Source organism: Phycisphaerae bacterium (assembly GCA_028714855.1).
In the GTDB taxonomy this organism is placed as follows: Bacteria; Planctomycetota; Phycisphaerae; order Sedimentisphaerales; family Anaerobacaceae; genus CAIYOL01.
This window is the reverse complement of the sequence record JAQTLP010000001.1, coordinates 355,648-372,877: the sequence shown is the minus strand read 5'-3', so window position 1 is coordinate 372,877 and position 17,230 is coordinate 355,648. Positions and strand designations below refer to the sequence as shown.

The following is a 17,230-nucleotide window of genomic DNA, read 5'->3' as shown; positions in this document are numbered from 1 at the left end:
TATTTGGAACTTGTAATTTTCTTTAGGTAAGGCATTTTATGTCAAAAGATAAGGATTTATTAGCTTCCGTCGGCGATGTTTCTGTTGACAGTGAATTTTTCTCACCCCTTCCGCCAGGCTACAAAAAAGGAAAGACCCGTTACGTCTTCGTTATGGGCACCGTGATGAGCGGCTTAGGCAAAGGCATATTTTCATCCTGTCTCGCCAAACTTATGCAGGATAAAGGCCTCAAAGTTACACCCATCAAGCTCGAAGGCTATCTTAATATCGATTCCGGCACGCTCAATCCATTCCGCCACGGCGAAGTCTTCGTCCTCGACGACGGTATGGAAACCGATATGGATTTAGGCACCTACGAAAGAATGCTCGACCAGAACCTCTCGAAGGCAAACTTCTGCACATCTGGCCAAATCTTCAATGACGTCCTCAACAAGGAACGCCACGGCGACTACCTCGGCCGCGACGTCCAGATGATTCCCCACGTCACCGGCGAAGTAAAACTCCGCCTTCGCACCCTCGCTGCCAAAACCGACGCTGATATAGTCTTTGTAGAAATCGGCGGAACCGTCGGCGATTTGGAAAACGCCTACTATATCGAGGCGATGCGGGAGCTTGCCTATGAAGAAGGCCCATTCAGTTCCTGCTCAGTTGCTTTAACTTATATCCTCGAGCCGCCAACCCTCGGCGAACAAAAATCAAAGGCCGCCCAGCTCGGCATAAAACAATTAATGCAGCTTGGCGTTCAGCCTGACATCATCGCTTGCAGGGCCACACATCCCGTCACCGAAAAAGCCAGGCAAAAAATCAGCGTCTATAGCAACGTCCCTCTCGAAAGGGTAGTCAGTCTCTCCGATTCTGCCAGCATTTACACGATACCGGCGATGCTCAGGGACGCTGGTCTTGATTTTCAGGTCCTGCGCCTCCTCAAAATAGAGGACAGAATCAATCTCCGCCACGAACGCAAGGCCTGGGCCAGATGGTGCGACTTCACCGACAAAATCGACTCCATAAATCGCGAGGTAGTCATCGGCGTTACCGGAAAATACACCGCCGTCCGCGACAGTTACGCCTCCATCATCAATGCCCTCGAGCACGCCGGCATTGCGCTCGGCTGCAAACCGGAAATAAAATGGATTGAAACAACCGACATTACAGATGACAACGTGGCCGCCCGCCTTGCCGAAGTCGATGGCATCATCGTCCCGGGCGGATTCGGCACCCGAGGCGCAGAAGGAAAAATCGCCTGTATAAAATTTGCCAGAGAAAACAATTTGCCCTATCTCGGATTATGCTTCGGCTTCCAAATGGCCGTTATAGAATTTGCACGAAACGTCTGCATGCTCGAAAAAGCCAACTCCACCGAAATTCAGCCCGATTGCCCGGAACCGGTAATCGATATCCTGCCAGAGCAGAAAAAAATAGAAGGGCTCGGCGGAAATATGCGACTCGGCGGAAGGGACATAGAACTAAAACCAAATACCACCGCCTCAAAGCTCTTCGGCCAGGCCCCCTCTGTCAGAATGCGATTTAGACATCGTTACGAAGTTGACCCGCGTTACATTGAGCAATTGGAAAAAGCCGGCCTGGTCTTTTCCGGAAAGGCCCCCAGTCAGCCGATTATGCAAATCCTCGAAATCCCCTCACACCCCTTCTTTATGGCTACCCAGGCCCATCCCTGCCTCACTTCGCGGCCGTTAAGACCGCATCAAATGTTTGTAGCTCTTGTCGCCGCAGCGATGCAAAAACGTAACCCCAGTGAAAAACTGCCCGATTGCGTAAAGGCCGTACAAACCGTATGTGTTCGGGATAGTTAATCCGCATGTGGTGAAGACGCAGACGCTTCGCGCGTTTCTAATTCTTTCTTGAGCTTCTCTATTTCTGTTTTGAGCGTCCCGTTTTCCTCGTTCAATCTCCCGATTTCTTCAAGGTCTTTAATGATGCTATTCGTCAAGCCATCAATGTTCTCCTGTGTCTCTTCCTGCCATTTTTTGAATTTTTCCGCGTTCTTCAGAATTTCGAGTTCTTCTTCAAGCTGTTTCACCTGCACCTTGATTGTCTGGTTCAGTTCTGAGTTTTCTTTCGATGTAGCCCTTAATTCGTTTTTTTTCGACACTTCTGCTTTTCTGAGCTCCATTTCAAGCTGTTTTACCTTGGTTCTAACTTCCTTATATTTCTGATTCAATTCCAACTTTTCTTCCGCAGCAGCCTTTAAACGGCTTTGCGACCGTGCTTCGCAGCTTCTTCGTAGCCGTTCGCCCGAAGCTCTTTCCTCCTGCAAACGTTTTATAAGCCCCTCTTTTTCTTTTTTGAGTTGCTCTGCCTCTTTTCTCAGCTGCCTGTTTTCAGCAGCCATCAATCTCTCCCTCTTTACTGTGTCTGATTGTGATATATCTTGTTCCTGCCCCCCGCATCCCCCAATTAGCATAATAACAACGCCGACTGCCAAAATAACTGCTTTGTGGATTTGTCTTTTCATTGTTGTCCTTTCGAATCCAACTTTTCTTTTAAAAGAGATAATAAAGACCTTCACCTATTCAAAAAGTACTTTCAATTTCTCCTTATCAGCCGGCTTGATTTGGCTCTGGTCCGTCCACACGGCCAAATCTAAACTTTTCCTGCACGAACAGTCTTCGCAAATAAGTTCGCCACCCGCATGCAAAACTGCCTTGATAAGTTTCAGGCAGTTCTTTGTTGCCGTCTGCAGATTTCCAATAATCTCTCTGAGAAGCGCCTGTTTGTCTATTTCTTTTCTGTGCGGCCGCCAGCAGTCATAATCGCTCGGCAGCGCAATCAAAGCATAGCAGATTTGCGCCTCCCTGGCCAGTTTCGCCTCCGGCATACCCGTCATGCCAATCAAATCTCCGCCCCACTTCCGGTGCATCAGCGATTCAGCCCGCGTGGAAAATTGCGGCCCCTCCATACATATATATGTGCCGCTCGAATGTGTCTTTATATCGATTGTCTCAGCCGCCTCGCAAAGCAGCCCCCTCACCCGCCCGCAGACCGGCTCCGCCATCTCGCAGTGCACCGCGCCGTACCCGCCGAAAAAGCTGCTCTGCCGCCTGAACGTCTTGTCGATGAACTGGTCGACAATCACCAAATCACCCGGCGCAATCCCCTTGTTGAGCGACCCTACCGCTCCGCTGCTGATTATCGTATGAACGCCTAACTTTTTTAATGCGAATATATTCGCCGCAAATGGAACCTCGCTCGGCGAAAGTCTGTGCCCCTTCCCGTGCCGGTTGAGAAATGCGACCCTTCTTTCTCCTATCTTGCCGACCATAACTGCTGCGCTTGGTTTGCCGAACGGCGTCTCGACCTCGCGCAGCTCCGCACCGCTTATTTCCGCCTCCAGCGCATCCCCAAGCCCAGACCCGCCTATTATCCCGATTAATTCTTCTGCCATTCTTGTACCTCCTTGAATTATCGGCTGCTATAATAACGATTTTGCCCTTTGTTTACAATTGTTTTGTGATTTACGCCGCCGGTTTTGGTATAATCAAACGTTATGGGTTTGGCAGAGGACATAAAGCAAAAAGCTTTTCAATCGGGTTTCGACTTGGCCGGCATAACCGACGCCTCACCTCTGGATAGCGACCAGTTCAAATCCCTCACCGACTGGCTCGCCTCTGGCTGCGCAGGCCGAATGGACTATATGCGGAACAACCTCGACAAACGCACAAACCCTGCCAAACTGCTTAAAAATGCTCAATCGATAATATGCCTCGGCTTAAACTACAACGCGCCAAAAACACAAAATGAAATTACAGACCCGTCAGTCCCGATGGGTACAATAGCAAACTACGCTCGATACGAAGACTATCACCCCTTTATAAAAAAGCAATTGCGAAAACTAACTGATTTTATAAGCTCTGTTGCCGGTGCCGGCTTCAGCTTTAAAATCTGTGTCGACTCAGCCCCGCTTGCTGAAAGAACATTCGCTGCCCGTGCAGGCCTCGGCTTCATCGGCAAAAATCGTATGCTCATAAATCCGCGGCTCGGCCCCCAGCTTTTCCTCGCTGAAATAGTGACAAATCTCAAACTGCCGGCCGACAAGCCTGTTAAATCCTCTTGCTCGAACTGCAGCAAGTGCCTGACTGCCTGCCCGACAGGTGCTTTGACCCCCGATGGCCGCTTTGACGCCAATAAGTGTATCAGCTACCTGACAATCGAATACAAAGACCGGTTCCCCGCCGATTTAGCACCAAAAATCGGCGCTCGCCTCTTCGGCTGTGATGAATGTGTCCTCGCCTGTCCCTACAACGCCGGCGCACCCGTATGCAAAAATAAGCAATTCAAGTTCTATCCTGACAGGGCCAAACTTAATCTAAATGTTATTTTGAATATGAGCGAAGATGACTTTGAGACTAAATTCGCCGGCTCACCTCTTAACCGTTTGCCTCTCGATTGCTTGAAAAGAAATGCGAAAACTTGCCTTGCGAACATAGCGGGCTGAAAGGATTTGCTGTATATTTCTTCGCCTCACAAATCTTGTGCCCGAATGTTTGGAATGCTAACATAATAATATGAGCAAAATATCTAAAAAACATACAAGCAAACCGCACGGGAAAATCATATCGTCGCGGGAATTTAAAGTCGCTCTGAAGATATTCCTCTTGGCGGCTCTTGTCAGGGCAGTTTACCTCTATGACAGCAGCGACAATCCGACTTTCTCCGCGCCTATAGTGGATTCGCTCACGTATGACCAGATGGCCGCAGGCCTGACTAAAACCGGTTCGCTGACGCAGGAGTTCTTCTGGCAGCCCCCGTTTTATCCTCTCTTCCTCGCATTGATTTACAAATTGACAAATTCGTCAATCCTCGCCGTAAAGATTGTTCAGGCGCTTCTTGGCTCACTGACATCCGTCCTCGCGTATTTCCTCGGCAAAAAGCTTTTCGATAAATCTGTTGGTGTATTGTCAGGCGTTTTTGTGGCCTTATATATGCCCCTCGTCTTTTACGATGGTGAGCTTTTAGCGGCCGGCTGGTCTGCGTTCTGGGTACTGACTCTGATGCTCGCCCTGATTAAAACCGCCGAAAAACCAACTCTCCGTTCCTGTTTCGCTCTGGGATTATTCGCGGCCCTTAGTATTATCACAAGACCCGAGTTTCTCCCGTTCTCTGCGGCAGCGTTTATTTGGCTGCTGCTCGTCTGGATTCGCCGCCGCACAAATCCGAAAAAGATTGTCCCCTGTCTCTCGCTCCTGCTCGCCGGTTTCTTTACAATCGCCGCCCCGGTGGCTTTCTTAAGTTACCGCACCGTTGGCAAGGCAAGCTTCCTCCCCTTTTCTGGCGGTATCAATCTTTATATCGGCAATAATCCTGACTATAAAGAAACTATCAATATCAGGCCCGGACTGGCCTGGGAAAAACTTACAAAACTGCCCGCCGAACACGGCGCAAAAAACAGGTTCGAAGACGAGAAATTCTTCTCCGATAAACTTCTCAACTACATACGCACTCAGCCGGCAGGTTTCCTCAAAGGCTTGTTCTACAAATCAGCCCAGTTCTTAAGCTCCCGTGAGACGCCCCGAAATTTCGATATCTACCTTTTCAGAAAATGGTCCCCGCTCCTGAATATCGGCCTCTGGAAATCGGGCAAATTTGGTTTCCCCTTCGGCGTCCTCTTGCCCCTCGCTGTCATTGGATTGATTTTCAATTGGCGGAAAGTCCCCGCGCCGGTATGGCTGTTCCTCATTCTTTACCCAGCCTCTGTAATATTAGTCTTTGTCACCTCGCGCTACCGCACCCCGGCAATCCCCCTCATAGCAGTCCTCGCCGCCGCGGGCTGCGCCGCTATATGGCGCCTCTTTCAGTTCCGAAATTGGACAAAATTAACTGCCGCTCTGGCTATCGTCTTGACCGTCGCGATATCAACCAGCCTCGCCGGCCCCTTCTACGCCGAGCAGCTCGACTACGAACCGGAATTATATTATGGCCTGGCGGACTCACTCGATAAGCACGGCCATACCGCCGAAGCCGTCGACGCTTATTCCAGGGCCGTTACTCTAAGAAACGACTACGTCGAGGCTCACCAGAATCTGGCCATACTGTTGGTAAAGGCAGGCAGTCTCAATGACGCCGTCGAGCACTACCGCACCGCTCTCAAATTCGACCCGAATAATGCCTCTCTATACGAAGGCCTCGGCGAGGCCCTTTTCAAACAGGGAAAGAGCAACGATGCTATTGAGCTTTACCGCAAAGCTATCGAAATCGCCCCTGATAGTGCAACCGCTTATGATAAGCTCGGCACCGCTTTCTTCTTCCTCAAACGCATACCGGAAGCGATGCAGTACTATCTCAAATCCATCGAGCTTGACCCGAACGATTCCGCATCGCAAAACAACATCGGCAACGCCTTTGTCATGCAGGGCCAATTAAGCCAGGCTGTTGAGCATTACGAGATATCGCTTAGCTTAAAAGAGGACGCCGAGACGCTGAACAATCTGGCTAATGCCCTTGCCGGCTTGGGAAAGTTTCAGGAAGCTGTCATTAGCTATAACAAGGCCCTGCGAATCTCGCCCAACGATGCCGGCATATACTGCAACCTGGCGGTATGTTTTGAAAAGCAAGGCAAAACTGATGATGCTGTCACGACCTATCGAAAAGTCCTCTCCCTGGACCCGCAAAACATACATGCCAAACAAGCCCTCGAAAGATTATCCACACCAAAACTTTCTAATCCTTGAAAACGGCATTTTGTCCCGCCGATGGCGGACAGTTGTTTTGATAGATCCCTCGACTGCGCTCGGGACAAATTAGTCGCTACAGGCCCTTCGACTTCGCTCAGGGCAATTTTACCCACCAAAGGGGCGGGTAAAATTGGCTTTGTTTGGGTTTGTTTTTGCGAGTTCATAGTTCGTAGTTTGTAGTTGTTAGTTATTGCTGCCAATAGAGTTATAATCATTTTGGGGGTTTTGGAAATTGGGTTCGTTTTGCATAATTAACTTCATTTTGATTGATTTTTCCACTCAAGGCAGACAACCTCTGCTTTCTTCTTCGCTAACGCTACGAAGAAAAATTTATTATTTATGATTTACAAATGTTTGTTTGAACCGCCTTAGGCGAACAAGATTTTAGCCGGATGGCATTAGTAACCCCATTTATTATTTATGATTTACTATTTACGATTTAAGGGAAATTGGGTTTGCTAACCCTGAAGACTTGCCCTGCTGGGCGATATGTGTTCGTCTACTGACAAACTGGCGGGAATTTTAACATATTTTTGAAGAAAAGTCAAACGAAAATTAACCACAAAAAGACGCAAAATGGAATCTTGACAGTTAATTATCATTTTAATAGTCTTAACAACTTCAGAGACAATCTCTTATGTCGAGTGAAAAAGCATGATTTCGTTAATTGAGGTGAGTTATGGGCAACAGTTTTGTTCCTCGTCCTGCAACGATCGGCTCGTTATTAGGAAATAATGAACGACGGAGTGTCGTCCTTCCACGTTTCCAGCGAGGATTTAGCTGGGAGAATAGCCAGATTGCAACTTTTTGGGATGATCTTCTTGTCTTCAAAGGTTTGTTTGATGCAGATCGTGTCTCTGCAACCTACTTTCTAGGCCCCATCGTACTGCAAGAAGAAGACCAGACAATCACCCTACTAGACGGCCAACAAAGACTTGCTACTGCGACCATTTTACTGTCTTGCCTACGTGACATAGCAAGACAACTCGACGATAGTTCCAACCACACAGGAGCAGACTTGGCGAGAGATATACAACGGGAGTTTGTCGAGAAGGAAGATACCTTACCAGTGCAATACTCGCTTAATCTTGGAGAACTAGACGAGACATTTTTTATGCAGACGGTTAAACTGGATTCCCCCATAAATCTTACTCCTACACTTAGATCACACCACTTAATTCAGTCTGCATACAAATTTTTATATGATAAGGTTGCGTACTTAGTAAAAGATAAGCCACTTATAGAATCCATACAGATTTTAAAAGGTCTTCGTGACTGCTTGACAAAAGGAATGAACATGGTCGCCATCGTTGTTCAGTCAGAGGAAGATGCCTATAGTATTTTTGAAACACTGAACGATCGTGGTTTACGATTATCCGTCCCTGATTTATTGCTAAATTTACTTATGCAAAAGGCTGGTAACCAAGGCAATCGTGACCGAGTTAGGGAAAGATGGAACTATATGTTGCAACAAATGGGTCGCAGAGATATTTCTCGTTTCCTGCGGCACATGTGGCTTTCCATGTATGGAGATCTTAAGGCCAGAGGATTGTTTGCTGAGATGAAAAACCATCTAATCAGCCAAGGAATCGAAAGTCTGTCTTTTGCAGAAATGTGCGCCCAAGAGTGCGATAATTATATTTCCATTCTCGATATTGATAACGATATCCCAAAAGATGCTCGTGAGTCTGTAGAAGGTTTAGTGAAAAACCTGAACGCAACTTCAAGCTTTCCTTTATTATTGGCCGGTTTAGCTTGTCTTAACGACAACGATTTTGTTAAATTGTCAGAATCAATCATTGCCCTTTTCATCCGTCACTCGGTACTCTCAAATTTGAATCCGTCCGATCTTGAGACAGCACTTTACGCAGCTGCACGCGAATTACGAGGAAAAAAGTCGACAAAAGAGAGAAGCGCAAAATGCCTTTCAGCTGCAAAAGATATATTGGCCAGAATAAATCCACAAGATGCCACAGTCCAAGAAAATGCAAAAGATGTAGAGCTAAATAGAAAGCAGGCTATTTGGCTTATGACTAATCTCGCAAAGGCAATGCAAAGTGAAACAAAGGAGATAGGGTTTGATAGAGTAAATCTTGAGCATATTTTCCCGCTCAATGCTGGTGGTGATTGGCCTAATCGTAAAAACCTTGCGCCCTTCGCTTGGAAAATTGGCAATTTAACTATTTTAGGTACGAAACTTAACAATGATGCTAAAAACAAAGGATTTGCTGAAAAGTGCAGAAATTATTATTCTGTCTCGGAGGTTACCATAACTAGTGAATTGACAAAATATTCCCAATGGACGGAAGGCGAAATCATCGCTCGTGGCGAGGAATTGGTTAAAAAGATGACACAGATCTGGATTGGTCCCTGATAAACAACTTTTTTCTCCGCCCCCTTTCCCCGACTTTCTTTTTTCGGCTTATCCTGAACGAAAGTGAAAAGTCGAGGGGTTGGAATCTTGATAGTTAAGCCCATACACCAGACAGCCATAAATATTGTATTAAAACTAAAATCGTAAAAATTATGCAAAAAATGCTTGAATTAAGATTACTTCTAAGATAAATACTATAAAAGGTAGATGGGAGACTCAGAAGATGGCTTGGGACACTTATGCTTATCATAATGAGAAATGGAACAGACTTCTCGATAGTATAAGTACCGGTCGTTTTTGGAGGTATCCTTGGGAAAGCATAAACCTTATCGCTTCCGTTATTACTATATCCCTCTTTTTCCTTGCGACCACAAAAACTACGAACCCCGAGTTTTGGCACGTGATCATACTTTTGGTATACTTGGCGGCGGCAATTATCTTTGCTTTCATTCAGTCTCTTAGATATGCACGCAAAGCTCGTTATGCAGATGCAATTAGAATATTTCATCCTATTGCCCATATTTTGCGAGACGCGATGTATCATATCAATACAATGAATGAATCCGAATTCGGGATCACTCTAAAGAATATTTTGTCTGCTCTCACCTCTGGATTCGAGATCGTTACGGGCACAAAAGTAAGGGCTTGCATCAAACTCTTGAAAGTCGACGGTGGAATCGCAGGTCTGCAAGGACTAGACATCGACCACCGAAGAGAAAAAATTTATGCAGAACTTTTTGTGCACGACTCCAACTCAGACTGGCCTAATAAGAATTATTCTACTTACCCCAATGATAAAGACCGGCTTTCGTGTAATTCGGCATTTTGCTCTCTTTTCCGTGGAGACTGCAACTTTTATTTGGAGAATAACATCCCGAGAGCTTATCGCTATCGCGCGTACGAGAATTCCAGTTTTACAACGTATGGAAAAGGGATACAAGGTAGTAGGTCATGGGTATTACCATATCGCTCAACGATACTATGGCCCATTCGTAAACTCTTAAAGCCTACTGAAAGTACCCCCCACAGAAAGACTCTTATTGAAACACATGATGTACTTGGTTTTTTATGTGTAGATTCAGCCTCAAGAAATATATGGACGAGTAGATACGATGCTGAAATCGGTGCAGCCGTAGCGGATTTACTATATCTCTTCATGGATAAATGGCTTGAAAATAATTTGAAAAATTGTCATCCCGCTGAACAAGCCATAAAAAGCGTGGACGCTACAAAAAGTCAATAAAGTAAACTTGATTTAGAACTACTTAATAGGTAATATCGTAGTCGTTAAGGACTGAAAGGATAAGGGATGAACGAACAGAATAACGAACAAAAGAAAAAAGGATGTTCTAATAATGCTACGACTGCATTAAGAATAACAAAGGTGGAGCAACTCAATAATAGGGTTGCGCTTACGGTCGATAATGGCCGTGTAATCCATATAAGAGATTTAACTGGATTCCCATCCAAGAGAAAGGCCGAATAATCAGCAGTAGTTTCCACTTCACCTGACAATTTTTTTTCAGAGTGCAGCGCAGACCTCGACATCTTTTTTATGATGGCTGGCGCGTCCAAAATTGTCTCACTTTCACGTACATTTGTACCAATTTCCCGTACATTTTTAGCAATTTCTACCACTTTCTACCCGCCAAAAAACGCGAACTTGCGCGTTTGATGCTACCCCAAATTACCCTTATTGCCTAAATTAACGAATTGAGATTTGATGAACGCCGAAGAAAAATTGAGTTATGGTGCGAGGAAATCGTCTGTTTCGTGGGCCGGCACCTCGACGCCTTTGTATGTAGATGTGTCCTGCAGTGTGAAGATATCATCGCCGGAAGTATCTATCTGGCGGGACTTTAAGAACTCTGAGCTGCCGTCGCAGAACAAAACATTTTGGCCGCGATTGTTATGATTGACGCTATTAGTAAGCAATGAATCTATGCCCGGCTGGAGCTTTAACGGCTTGGAATAATCGTTCGGCAAACCTTCAAAAAGCGGATTCGCATCCGCCGCCAGCACTTTTCGCCCCTGCGAAGCCGCGTCCGCGGCTTTATTGGCTCTTATTCTGAAACTGTAGGCTACGCATTTTTTGGAGGGGAAATCGTTATAGTTTTGCATTTCTGAAGGGGTTAACTGCGCCGTTTGGCATTGGCTCCTGCCGGGACAGACAAAATCGGCGGGTTGAACGTAATCGCCTTTTACCAAAAGCCATATATGCCGGGTATTAGACTGATTTTCCTTGCCTTGATAGCCCACCTTCCACCACGGTGCGCCCATCGCGGTCGCAACAGCAGGCAGTTTGCCTTCGTGGTCGGAACTGTAGGCATTTATGCCCTGCCCAATCCGCTGCAATTGCATCAGGCAGGCCTGCTGGCGGGATTTTTGACGTGCCATATTCAAAGGACCAATTGAAACCCCAGCGACAAACAGTATCACCGCCGCGGTCGCCACTATTTCGCCCAAGTTCTTCCAGAACCGGCTCTTATCGGTAATGCCTTTGGCCTGTTCGTCGGAAAGCAATTGCTCCAGCCGAAGCTGGCTCGAACGCGCGGCATTTTTTAGCCGCCAAATCGTGCCCTCTGCCAAACTATCAGGGCAGGACTCAGATTCGAGGGTTTTAAGCGGTGAAAGCGCGGCTTTGAGTTTCGAGTGAATCTCGGCGGCCTGCTTGTTCGAGGCGATTAGCTGCTCGGCTTCGGCGGATACTTGCTCGGAGGTCAAACCCAAGCAGTAGTCAAATAATAATTGCTTCTGCTGGTTATTTAGCTCGGTCATCTGGTTTTTTGCTCCTAAAAGCTGTTTTCCAGTCTTTAGAGAACCGTCCAACGGCTGTGTGCAACCTGCTTTTAACTGTTCCAATAGGTATACTTAAGACGTCAGCCATTTGTTTGTAAGAAAATTGGTTAAAATAGGCTAAAATCAAAATTTCCCGCAGGTTTTCCGGCATATCCGCTATAACCTGTCTGACCTGCGAGGCAACTTCGCCATCCTCCAATTTTTCATAAGGCTTTGTGCTGTCGGAAGTAAGGCTGTCCAGGACGTCATCGAACGACATTTCCTGGGCATCGGCGAAGGTCCCTATTGTGGCGGTGGGCGTTCGCTGCTGTTTGCGAAGGGCATCCTTCGCTTTATTCGCGGCGATAGTGAACAGCCAGGGGCGCAGAGGCCGGTCGGAGTCGAAACTTTCCCGGCTGGTGAATAGCTGTAAGAAGGTCTCCTGAAAGACGTCTTCGATGAGGTCCTGGCGGTTTATAAAATGGCGCAGAAACGCATAAAGGCCGTTTTTGTAACGATTTACGATTTCACGAAACGCGGCTTCCTCGCCGGCAGAGAAGCGAGCGAACAGTTCGGCGTCGGTCTGGTTTTTCGAAAAAGGCGTCATAATCGAAGCTCTTAAACAATTTAGGGCTAAACCCTCTATTATAAATGATTTAGAAATAAATTAAACTTTTATTTTAGGCTATGGGGGACAAGAGTTGTCGAAAAAGTGGTACAAATTGCTAAAAATGTACGGGAAATTGGTACAAATGTACGGGAAAATGCTGCAAAGCAGGGCAAATTACAAAATTTAAAAATAAGGGTAAAAGCTATTGAAATTTTTTGTCATTAATGCCAGGAGGTTTGGGTGAGCCAGTCCTCGACAAGCAAAGCAAGGTCATCCATACCAATCAAGCTATCGCGACTGAGGTCACCCGGCTGGCTGTCGGCGGAATTGAGCCAGTCGGCGGCCTGATAGGCGAAATCAATCAAGTCAACAAGGCCATCGTTAGTCAAGTCAGCAAGCATCGCCCAATCATAGGGCGGGATGGAAGCTTCGGCTGTTCCGCCGAAGGCGCCCATATCGATGCGAAGATTTTGTCCCCAGATATTGTTCGGGTCATCGGGGACAGAAAGGGACTCATCGCCGAGCGGTGAGCCGGGATTGCCGGCGTCGATGCAGCGGCTAGTGACATCATCATAGGTCCAGCGGTCGCGTTCGGCGTCCCAACTCCAGCCCTCGCTCTTTAGATGATAATCACCATTGGCAGGGTCAACAAAGCAGGGGTCGGCATCGATATTGCCAAGGCCGGGGAAGCCGCCCTGAACATCGGAAAAAGTAACAGCTGAAAAGCTTGTCTCAATATTATATATCTGCGCCCCGGCTGGAGCGGTATTGCCCCAGAGTATGCAGTTGGTTATATTCGGGTTGCTGTAGTAGTCGTTGACCATTCCGCCGCCTTCGGTATTCGCCGAGTTCCCGCTGAAAGTGCAGTTGGTCAACGTGGGGCTGCTGTAGTAGCCGTTGTACATCCCACCTCCACCACCATTGAGAGCCGAGTTGTCGCTGAATATGCAGTTGGTTAGTGTTGGGCTGCTGCCGTTGTTGAATATCCCACCAGCGTAGCCATCTGCCGAGTTTTCGCCGAATATGCAGTTGGTTAGTGTCGGGGAACTCGAATTAATAATTGACATCCCACCTGCGCCGGTGCTGATGCCAACGTTTCCGATGAATGAGCAATCGGCCAGCACCACATAGTGCGATTGATATAAATCTATCCCGCCGCCGTTATTGCTTGCTGCGTTTCGTAAGAAGGTGCAGTCAGTTACGCGCAAATAATCGCACCCTGAATTGCCAGCCAGTCCTCCACCGAATCTTGAGGTGTTCTCAAGAAAAGTACAGTTATTGACCGTGCAATTTGCATTATAATAGCAGAACATTCCGCCGCCATGGCCATAGGGCCACGAGGTCATGGCGTTTCCACCAGTTATGGTAAAGCCGTCGATGACAGCCGTTGCATCGGAGTAACTGCTGACTACAACGTGGTAGCTATTTTCGGCTCTTGTCGGCTCAGTAATTAAATCACGTGGGTCGTTTACATAAACATCGTTAGCGTCGAGGTCGCCACTGAGGATTGTCTGGTATAAATTCGGTTCTCGGACATTAGGGTCGGGCATTCCAAGGCCGGCAAAGCCGCCATATAAGGTTACGCCAGACTGCAAATCAAATGAGGCGGTTCTATCGCCGGGTGTTTGGTGTTGTCCGCGGTCGGGCTCGTATGTACCCTGAGCGACCCTGATGTTGTTGGCTTCACCGCCGGTATTTGCCGCAGCATACAAGGCATCCTGCAGATAATTGAACGCATCATGCCAGCTTGAGCCATCATCGGCGCCATCGGCATCGTCATCGACATAAATAACCGGCGGGACTGGGTCGTTGTCAGCTTCAATGGCGGCGACATCAACAGAAATATAACCAACTGCACTTACCCGGATAACGGCTGTCTCATTAAGATAATCATCATCTTCCGCTGCAACAAGGATAACCGATTGCGGCACAGCGTAATTGGTTGAGTCGAAATGCAGAGTCGAGCCATAGAGGACAGTAATATCAGTATCACCTGAAAGGGGAGCCACAGAAACTTCTACCGGCTCATCCGGTTCCCAAGCAAGAGATATATGGAACCATCCGATATAACCTTCGGGCACCGTGACCGGCGTGCCTTCAATAATGAAAATCTTATTCATTACCTGCAATATCTCGGTCTGTGACAATGAGCGGTTATAGATTCGGACATCATCTATTGCACCGTCCCATGCTTTCAAGTAACCTGGTCTTATTGCTCCAATGAATAGCCGTAACGGCTCATCAAACGCACCCACGTCCTGTGTATTTGAACCCACTTCTTCCCCGTCAACGTACAGCAATCTGCTGTTATTTGAATCTCTTACCGCTGCTATGTGATGCCACTGGCCGATGCCGTATGTGTAGGGCGTGCTATAAATACTATAAGTGCTGCCCGCGGCACCACCCGCCGCAAAAGGAAACAGATGAGAATAACGGATCCTGCCTGCCTCGTCGCGGTTAAGCGATATCAGCATTCCATGCCATGCGTCGTCCCAGTTTCCCTCCGCGTTGGGTCTAAAAAGCGAAAAGACGCTTCGCTCATCATTGTCCGTATCCCGACGAAACCACATCGATACCGTGTATCGCGGAAGTAAAAAGGCATCTTCAGAGACATAATTGACATCGACGTAGTCGTCCGTCCCGTCAAAATCAAGAAACCCGCTTCCATCATATCCGCTGCCCTCGGCAATCCAAGTCGGGCCGCCGACAAGTGTGCCGTCGTAGCCGTTGCCGCTTGAGTCGCCGGCGATATCGCCGCCGCCGTCATCGAAGTTCCACCAGCCGATAAGATTCGGGTCAGCAAATGCAATTGGAACTGAAATTAGAAATGCCGCCCCCAAACCTACCAAGAAAACCACGGAAAATGCCAACTTCCTCATTTTTGCGACCTCCTAAATATATACGGAACAGGTTATATGCTTTAGGCGGAAATGTCAAGAAAAAAGAAGGGGAATCAAACAGGATGGGGGTATTAGGATTAAATGACGGGGGACGCACTTAATTATATTGAAATTTTCCGGTCAATAGAGTATAAAGTCCTATTCGTTTTTGAGGGCTAATAAAGCCCAATTTGAGCAGAAGATTTAGTATAAGTTTGAGGTGTTTAAACAATGAGCGACCATTCAGTAAGTCCGGAAGGTAAAAAGTTTGCCCTGCCTGAAAAGGGCGAATACGTCAAAGAGTTTAAACGCATAGAGTCCATGGCAAAGGCGGCGCGCGACGAAGGCAAAGAAGTCGTCGTAGTGATGGGCGTCGGTTTTGTCGGCGCGGTGATGGCGGCAATTGTCGCCGATACCGTCGATAAGAAAAGCGGCAAGGCCTCTAAGTTTGTCATCGGCTGTCAGCGTCCCAGTCCACGAAGCTACTGGAAGATTCCGATGCTTAACAAAGGGCTGTCACCTGTGAAAGCGGAAGACCCTGAGGTCGAGCCGATGATAAAGCGCTGCGTGCTGGAGAAGAAGACGCTCGTAGCCACCTACAACGACGACTGCCTGACACTTGCGGACTGCGTGGTGGTGGACGTTCAGTGCGATTATACAAAGAACGACCTCGGCAACATGCGGACCGGCAGGACGGAAATGGCCGCGCTGGAGGCGACAATAAAAACCATCAGCGAAAAGGTGTCGGCAAAATGCCTGACACTGATTGAGACGACTGTTGCGCCCGGGACGACGGAGTTCGTGGCCTGGCCGATTATGAAGAAGGCATTTGCGGCGCGCGGCATAAAGTCGGAGCCGCTTCTGGCGCACAGCTTCGAGAGGGTGATGCCGGGCAGGAATTACGTTTCATCGATACGGGATTTCTGGCGGGTTTGTTCCGGCTGCAACGCGGAAGCGAGAAAACGCGTCGAAAAATTTCTGCGGGAAGTACTCAACACAGAGAAATTTCCGCTGACAGTTATGGACCGGCCGATCGAATCAGAGACCACAAAGATTGTCGAAAATTCCTATCGTGCGACGACACTGGCATTTCTCGACGAGTGGAGTTTGTTTGCCGAGCGCAACGGCGTTGACCTGATTAAGGTCATAAATGCAATTAAGGTCCGGCCAACACACAGCAACATGATATTTCCGGGGCCCGGCGTCGGGGGGTACTGCCTGCCGAAAGACGGCGGCTTAGGATACTGGGCATACAAACACATACTCGGCTTCAATGACGATATATTCAAGATAACACCGATGGCAATCGATATCAACGACACCCGCGGCCTTCGCGCAGCGACATTGGCGAGAGACGCGCTTCGGAATATAGGCCGGCAGGTAGCGGGAGCGCGCATACTTTTGTGCGGGGCCAGCTACCGGCAGGACGTTGCCGACACCCGCTACAGCGGGTCGGAAATAATCGTTCGTAAGCTGACCGAGATGGGAGCAGAGATGCGAGTGCACGACCCATATCTCGAACACTGGTATGAGCTGGAAAGTCAGGAGACATATCCGTCAGCAGGACACTCGCTGGCAAGATTCTTCCGCAATCAGGACGAGCTGGTTAATATCCGCGTTCAGCACGACCTTGCATCTGCGCTTAAGGGCGCCCAAGCAATTATACTTGCTGTCGGGCACGAGCCATATTTGCAGCTCGACCCGGAGAAGATAGTTAAATGGGCAGGCGCACCTTTAGCGGTGATTGACTGTTTCGGCATACTGGACGACGAGAAAATCCGGCGGTATTTTGAACTCGGCTGCGAAGTAAAAGCCTTAGGCCGGGGACATATCCAGCGAATCAAAAAAGAAGTGAGAAGAAAAGCAGTGGGCTAAACAAAAAAAACAAATCCTCTGC

12 protein-coding genes are annotated in these 17,230 nt (G+C 47.9%); 7 read left to right on the top strand and 5 right to left on the bottom strand.

Annotated elements, in window-relative coordinates:
* Positions 1 to 38 precede the first annotated feature (38 nt).
* On the top strand, positions 39 to 1,814 hold the full coding sequence (locus PHG53_01615) for a CTP synthase (GenBank protein ID MDD5380324.1): 1,776 nt from the start codon (positions 39 to 41) through the stop codon (positions 1,812 to 1,814).
* Here PHG53_01615 and PHG53_01610 read toward each other — a convergent pair.
* Both PHG53_01610 and mtnP read right to left on the bottom strand, forming a co-directional pair.
* Positions 1,811 to 2,476, bottom strand: a complete 666-nt coding sequence (locus tag PHG53_01610) for a hypothetical protein (protein MDD5380323.1) — start codon at positions 2,474 to 2,476, stop codon at positions 1,811 to 1,813. The two genes, PHG53_01615 and PHG53_01610, sit on opposite strands and share 4 nt — an antisense overlap.
* A 54-nt stretch (positions 2,477 to 2,530) precedes the next feature.
* Positions 2,531 to 3,406 carry an S-methyl-5'-thioadenosine phosphorylase gene (gene mtnP / locus PHG53_01605; protein MDD5380322.1) on the bottom strand — a complete coding sequence of 292 codons (876 nt, stop codon included), beginning with the start codon at positions 3,404 to 3,406 and terminating at the stop codon, positions 2,531 to 2,533.
* A 102-nt stretch (positions 3,407 to 3,508) separates the two neighbouring features.
* Here mtnP and queG point away from each other — a divergent pair, with 102 nt between their 5' ends.
* The 5 genes from queG to PHG53_01580 all read left to right on the top strand — a co-directional run bounded on the left by queG (position 3,509) and on the right by PHG53_01580 (position 10,552).
* Positions 3,509 to 4,456 (top strand): tRNA epoxyqueuosine(34) reductase QueG, encoded by a 948-nt coding sequence (gene queG, locus PHG53_01600; GenBank protein MDD5380321.1) that lies wholly within the window; start codon positions 3,509 to 3,511, stop codon positions 4,454 to 4,456.
* A 70-nt stretch (positions 4,457 to 4,526) separates the two neighbouring features.
* On the top strand, positions 4,527 to 6,689 hold the full coding sequence (locus tag PHG53_01595) for a tetratricopeptide repeat protein (protein ID MDD5380320.1): 2,163 nt from the start codon (positions 4,527 to 4,529) through the stop codon (positions 6,687 to 6,689).
* Positions 6,690 to 7,371: 682 nt separating this feature from the next.
* On the top strand, positions 7,372 to 9,066 hold the full coding sequence (locus tag PHG53_01590; GenBank protein MDD5380319.1) for a DUF262 domain-containing HNH endonuclease family protein: 1,695 nt from the start codon (positions 7,372 to 7,374) through the stop codon (positions 9,064 to 9,066).
* 223 nt (positions 9,067 to 9,289) lie between these two features.
* The gene (locus PHG53_01585) at positions 9,290 to 10,309 is read left to right on the top strand and encodes a hypothetical protein (protein ID MDD5380318.1); all 1,020 of its coding nucleotides are present in this window, start codon (positions 9,290 to 9,292) and stop codon (positions 10,307 to 10,309) included.
* A gap of 66 nt (positions 10,310 to 10,375) precedes the next feature.
* A complete protein-coding gene (locus tag PHG53_01580) occupies positions 10,376 to 10,552 on the top strand; it encodes a hypothetical protein (protein MDD5380317.1) in 177 nt (58 codons plus the stop codon).
* Positions 10,553 to 10,812: 260 nt separating this feature from the next.
* On the opposite strand, the gene PHG53_01575 is transcribed toward PHG53_01580, so the two are convergent.
* From PHG53_01575 to PHG53_01565, 3 genes are all read right to left on the bottom strand, one after another.
* On the bottom strand, positions 10,813 to 11,844 hold the full coding sequence (locus PHG53_01575; protein MDD5380316.1) for a hypothetical protein: 1,032 nt from the start codon (positions 11,842 to 11,844) through the stop codon (positions 10,813 to 10,815).
* Entirely contained in the window at positions 11,828 to 12,451 is a 624-nt protein-coding gene (locus PHG53_01570) for a sigma-70 family RNA polymerase sigma factor (GenBank protein ID MDD5380315.1), read from the bottom strand. Before PHG53_01570 ends, PHG53_01575 begins: the two co-directional genes overlap by 17 nt.
* 224 nt (positions 12,452 to 12,675) lie before the next feature.
* Positions 12,676 to 15,333 (bottom strand): right-handed parallel beta-helix repeat-containing protein, encoded by a 2,658-nt coding sequence (locus PHG53_01565; GenBank protein ID MDD5380314.1) that lies wholly within the window; start codon positions 15,331 to 15,333, stop codon positions 12,676 to 12,678.
* A gap of 231 nt (positions 15,334 to 15,564) precedes the next feature.
* Between PHG53_01565 and PHG53_01560 the strand changes: the two genes are divergently transcribed.
* Positions 15,565 to 17,208 (top strand): UDP binding domain-containing protein, encoded by a 1,644-nt coding sequence (locus PHG53_01560; GenBank protein ID MDD5380313.1) that lies wholly within the window; start codon positions 15,565 to 15,567, stop codon positions 17,206 to 17,208.
* Positions 17,209 to 17,230: the final 22 nt, after the last annotated feature.

Coding starts and splice junctions, on each gene's coding strand:
- PHG53_01610 (MDD5380323.1), bottom strand. CDS start 2,476: ATGAAAAGACAAATCCACAAAGCAGTTATTTTGGCAGTCGGCGTTGTT.
- PHG53_01560 (MDD5380313.1), top strand. CDS start 15,565: ATGAGCGACCATTCAGTAAGTCCGGAAGGTAAAAAGTTTGCCCTGCCT.
- PHG53_01595 (MDD5380320.1), top strand. CDS start 4,527: ATGAGCAAAATATCTAAAAAACATACAAGCAAACCGCACGGGAAAATC.
- PHG53_01580 (MDD5380317.1), top strand. CDS start 10,376: ATGAACGAACAGAATAACGAACAAAAGAAAAAAGGATGTTCTAATAAT.
- PHG53_01570 (MDD5380315.1), bottom strand. CDS start 12,451: ATGACGCCTTTTTCGAAAAACCAGACCGACGCCGAACTGTTCGCTCGC.
- PHG53_01565 (MDD5380314.1), bottom strand. CDS start 15,333: ATGAGGAAGTTGGCATTTTCCGTGGTTTTCTTGGTAGGTTTGGGGGCG.
- queG (MDD5380321.1), top strand. CDS start 3,509: ATGGGTTTGGCAGAGGACATAAAGCAAAAAGCTTTTCAATCGGGTTTC.
- PHG53_01590 (MDD5380319.1), top strand. CDS start 7,372: ATGGGCAACAGTTTTGTTCCTCGTCCTGCAACGATCGGCTCGTTATTA.
- PHG53_01585 (MDD5380318.1), top strand. CDS start 9,290: ATGGCTTGGGACACTTATGCTTATCATAATGAGAAATGGAACAGACTT.
- PHG53_01575 (MDD5380316.1), bottom strand. CDS start 11,844: ATGACCGAGCTAAATAACCAGCAGAAGCAATTATTATTTGACTACTGC.
- PHG53_01615 (MDD5380324.1), top strand. CDS start 39: ATGTCAAAAGATAAGGATTTATTAGCTTCCGTCGGCGATGTTTCTGTT.
- mtnP (MDD5380322.1), bottom strand. CDS start 3,406: ATGGCAGAAGAATTAATCGGGATAATAGGCGGGTCTGGGCTTGGGGAT.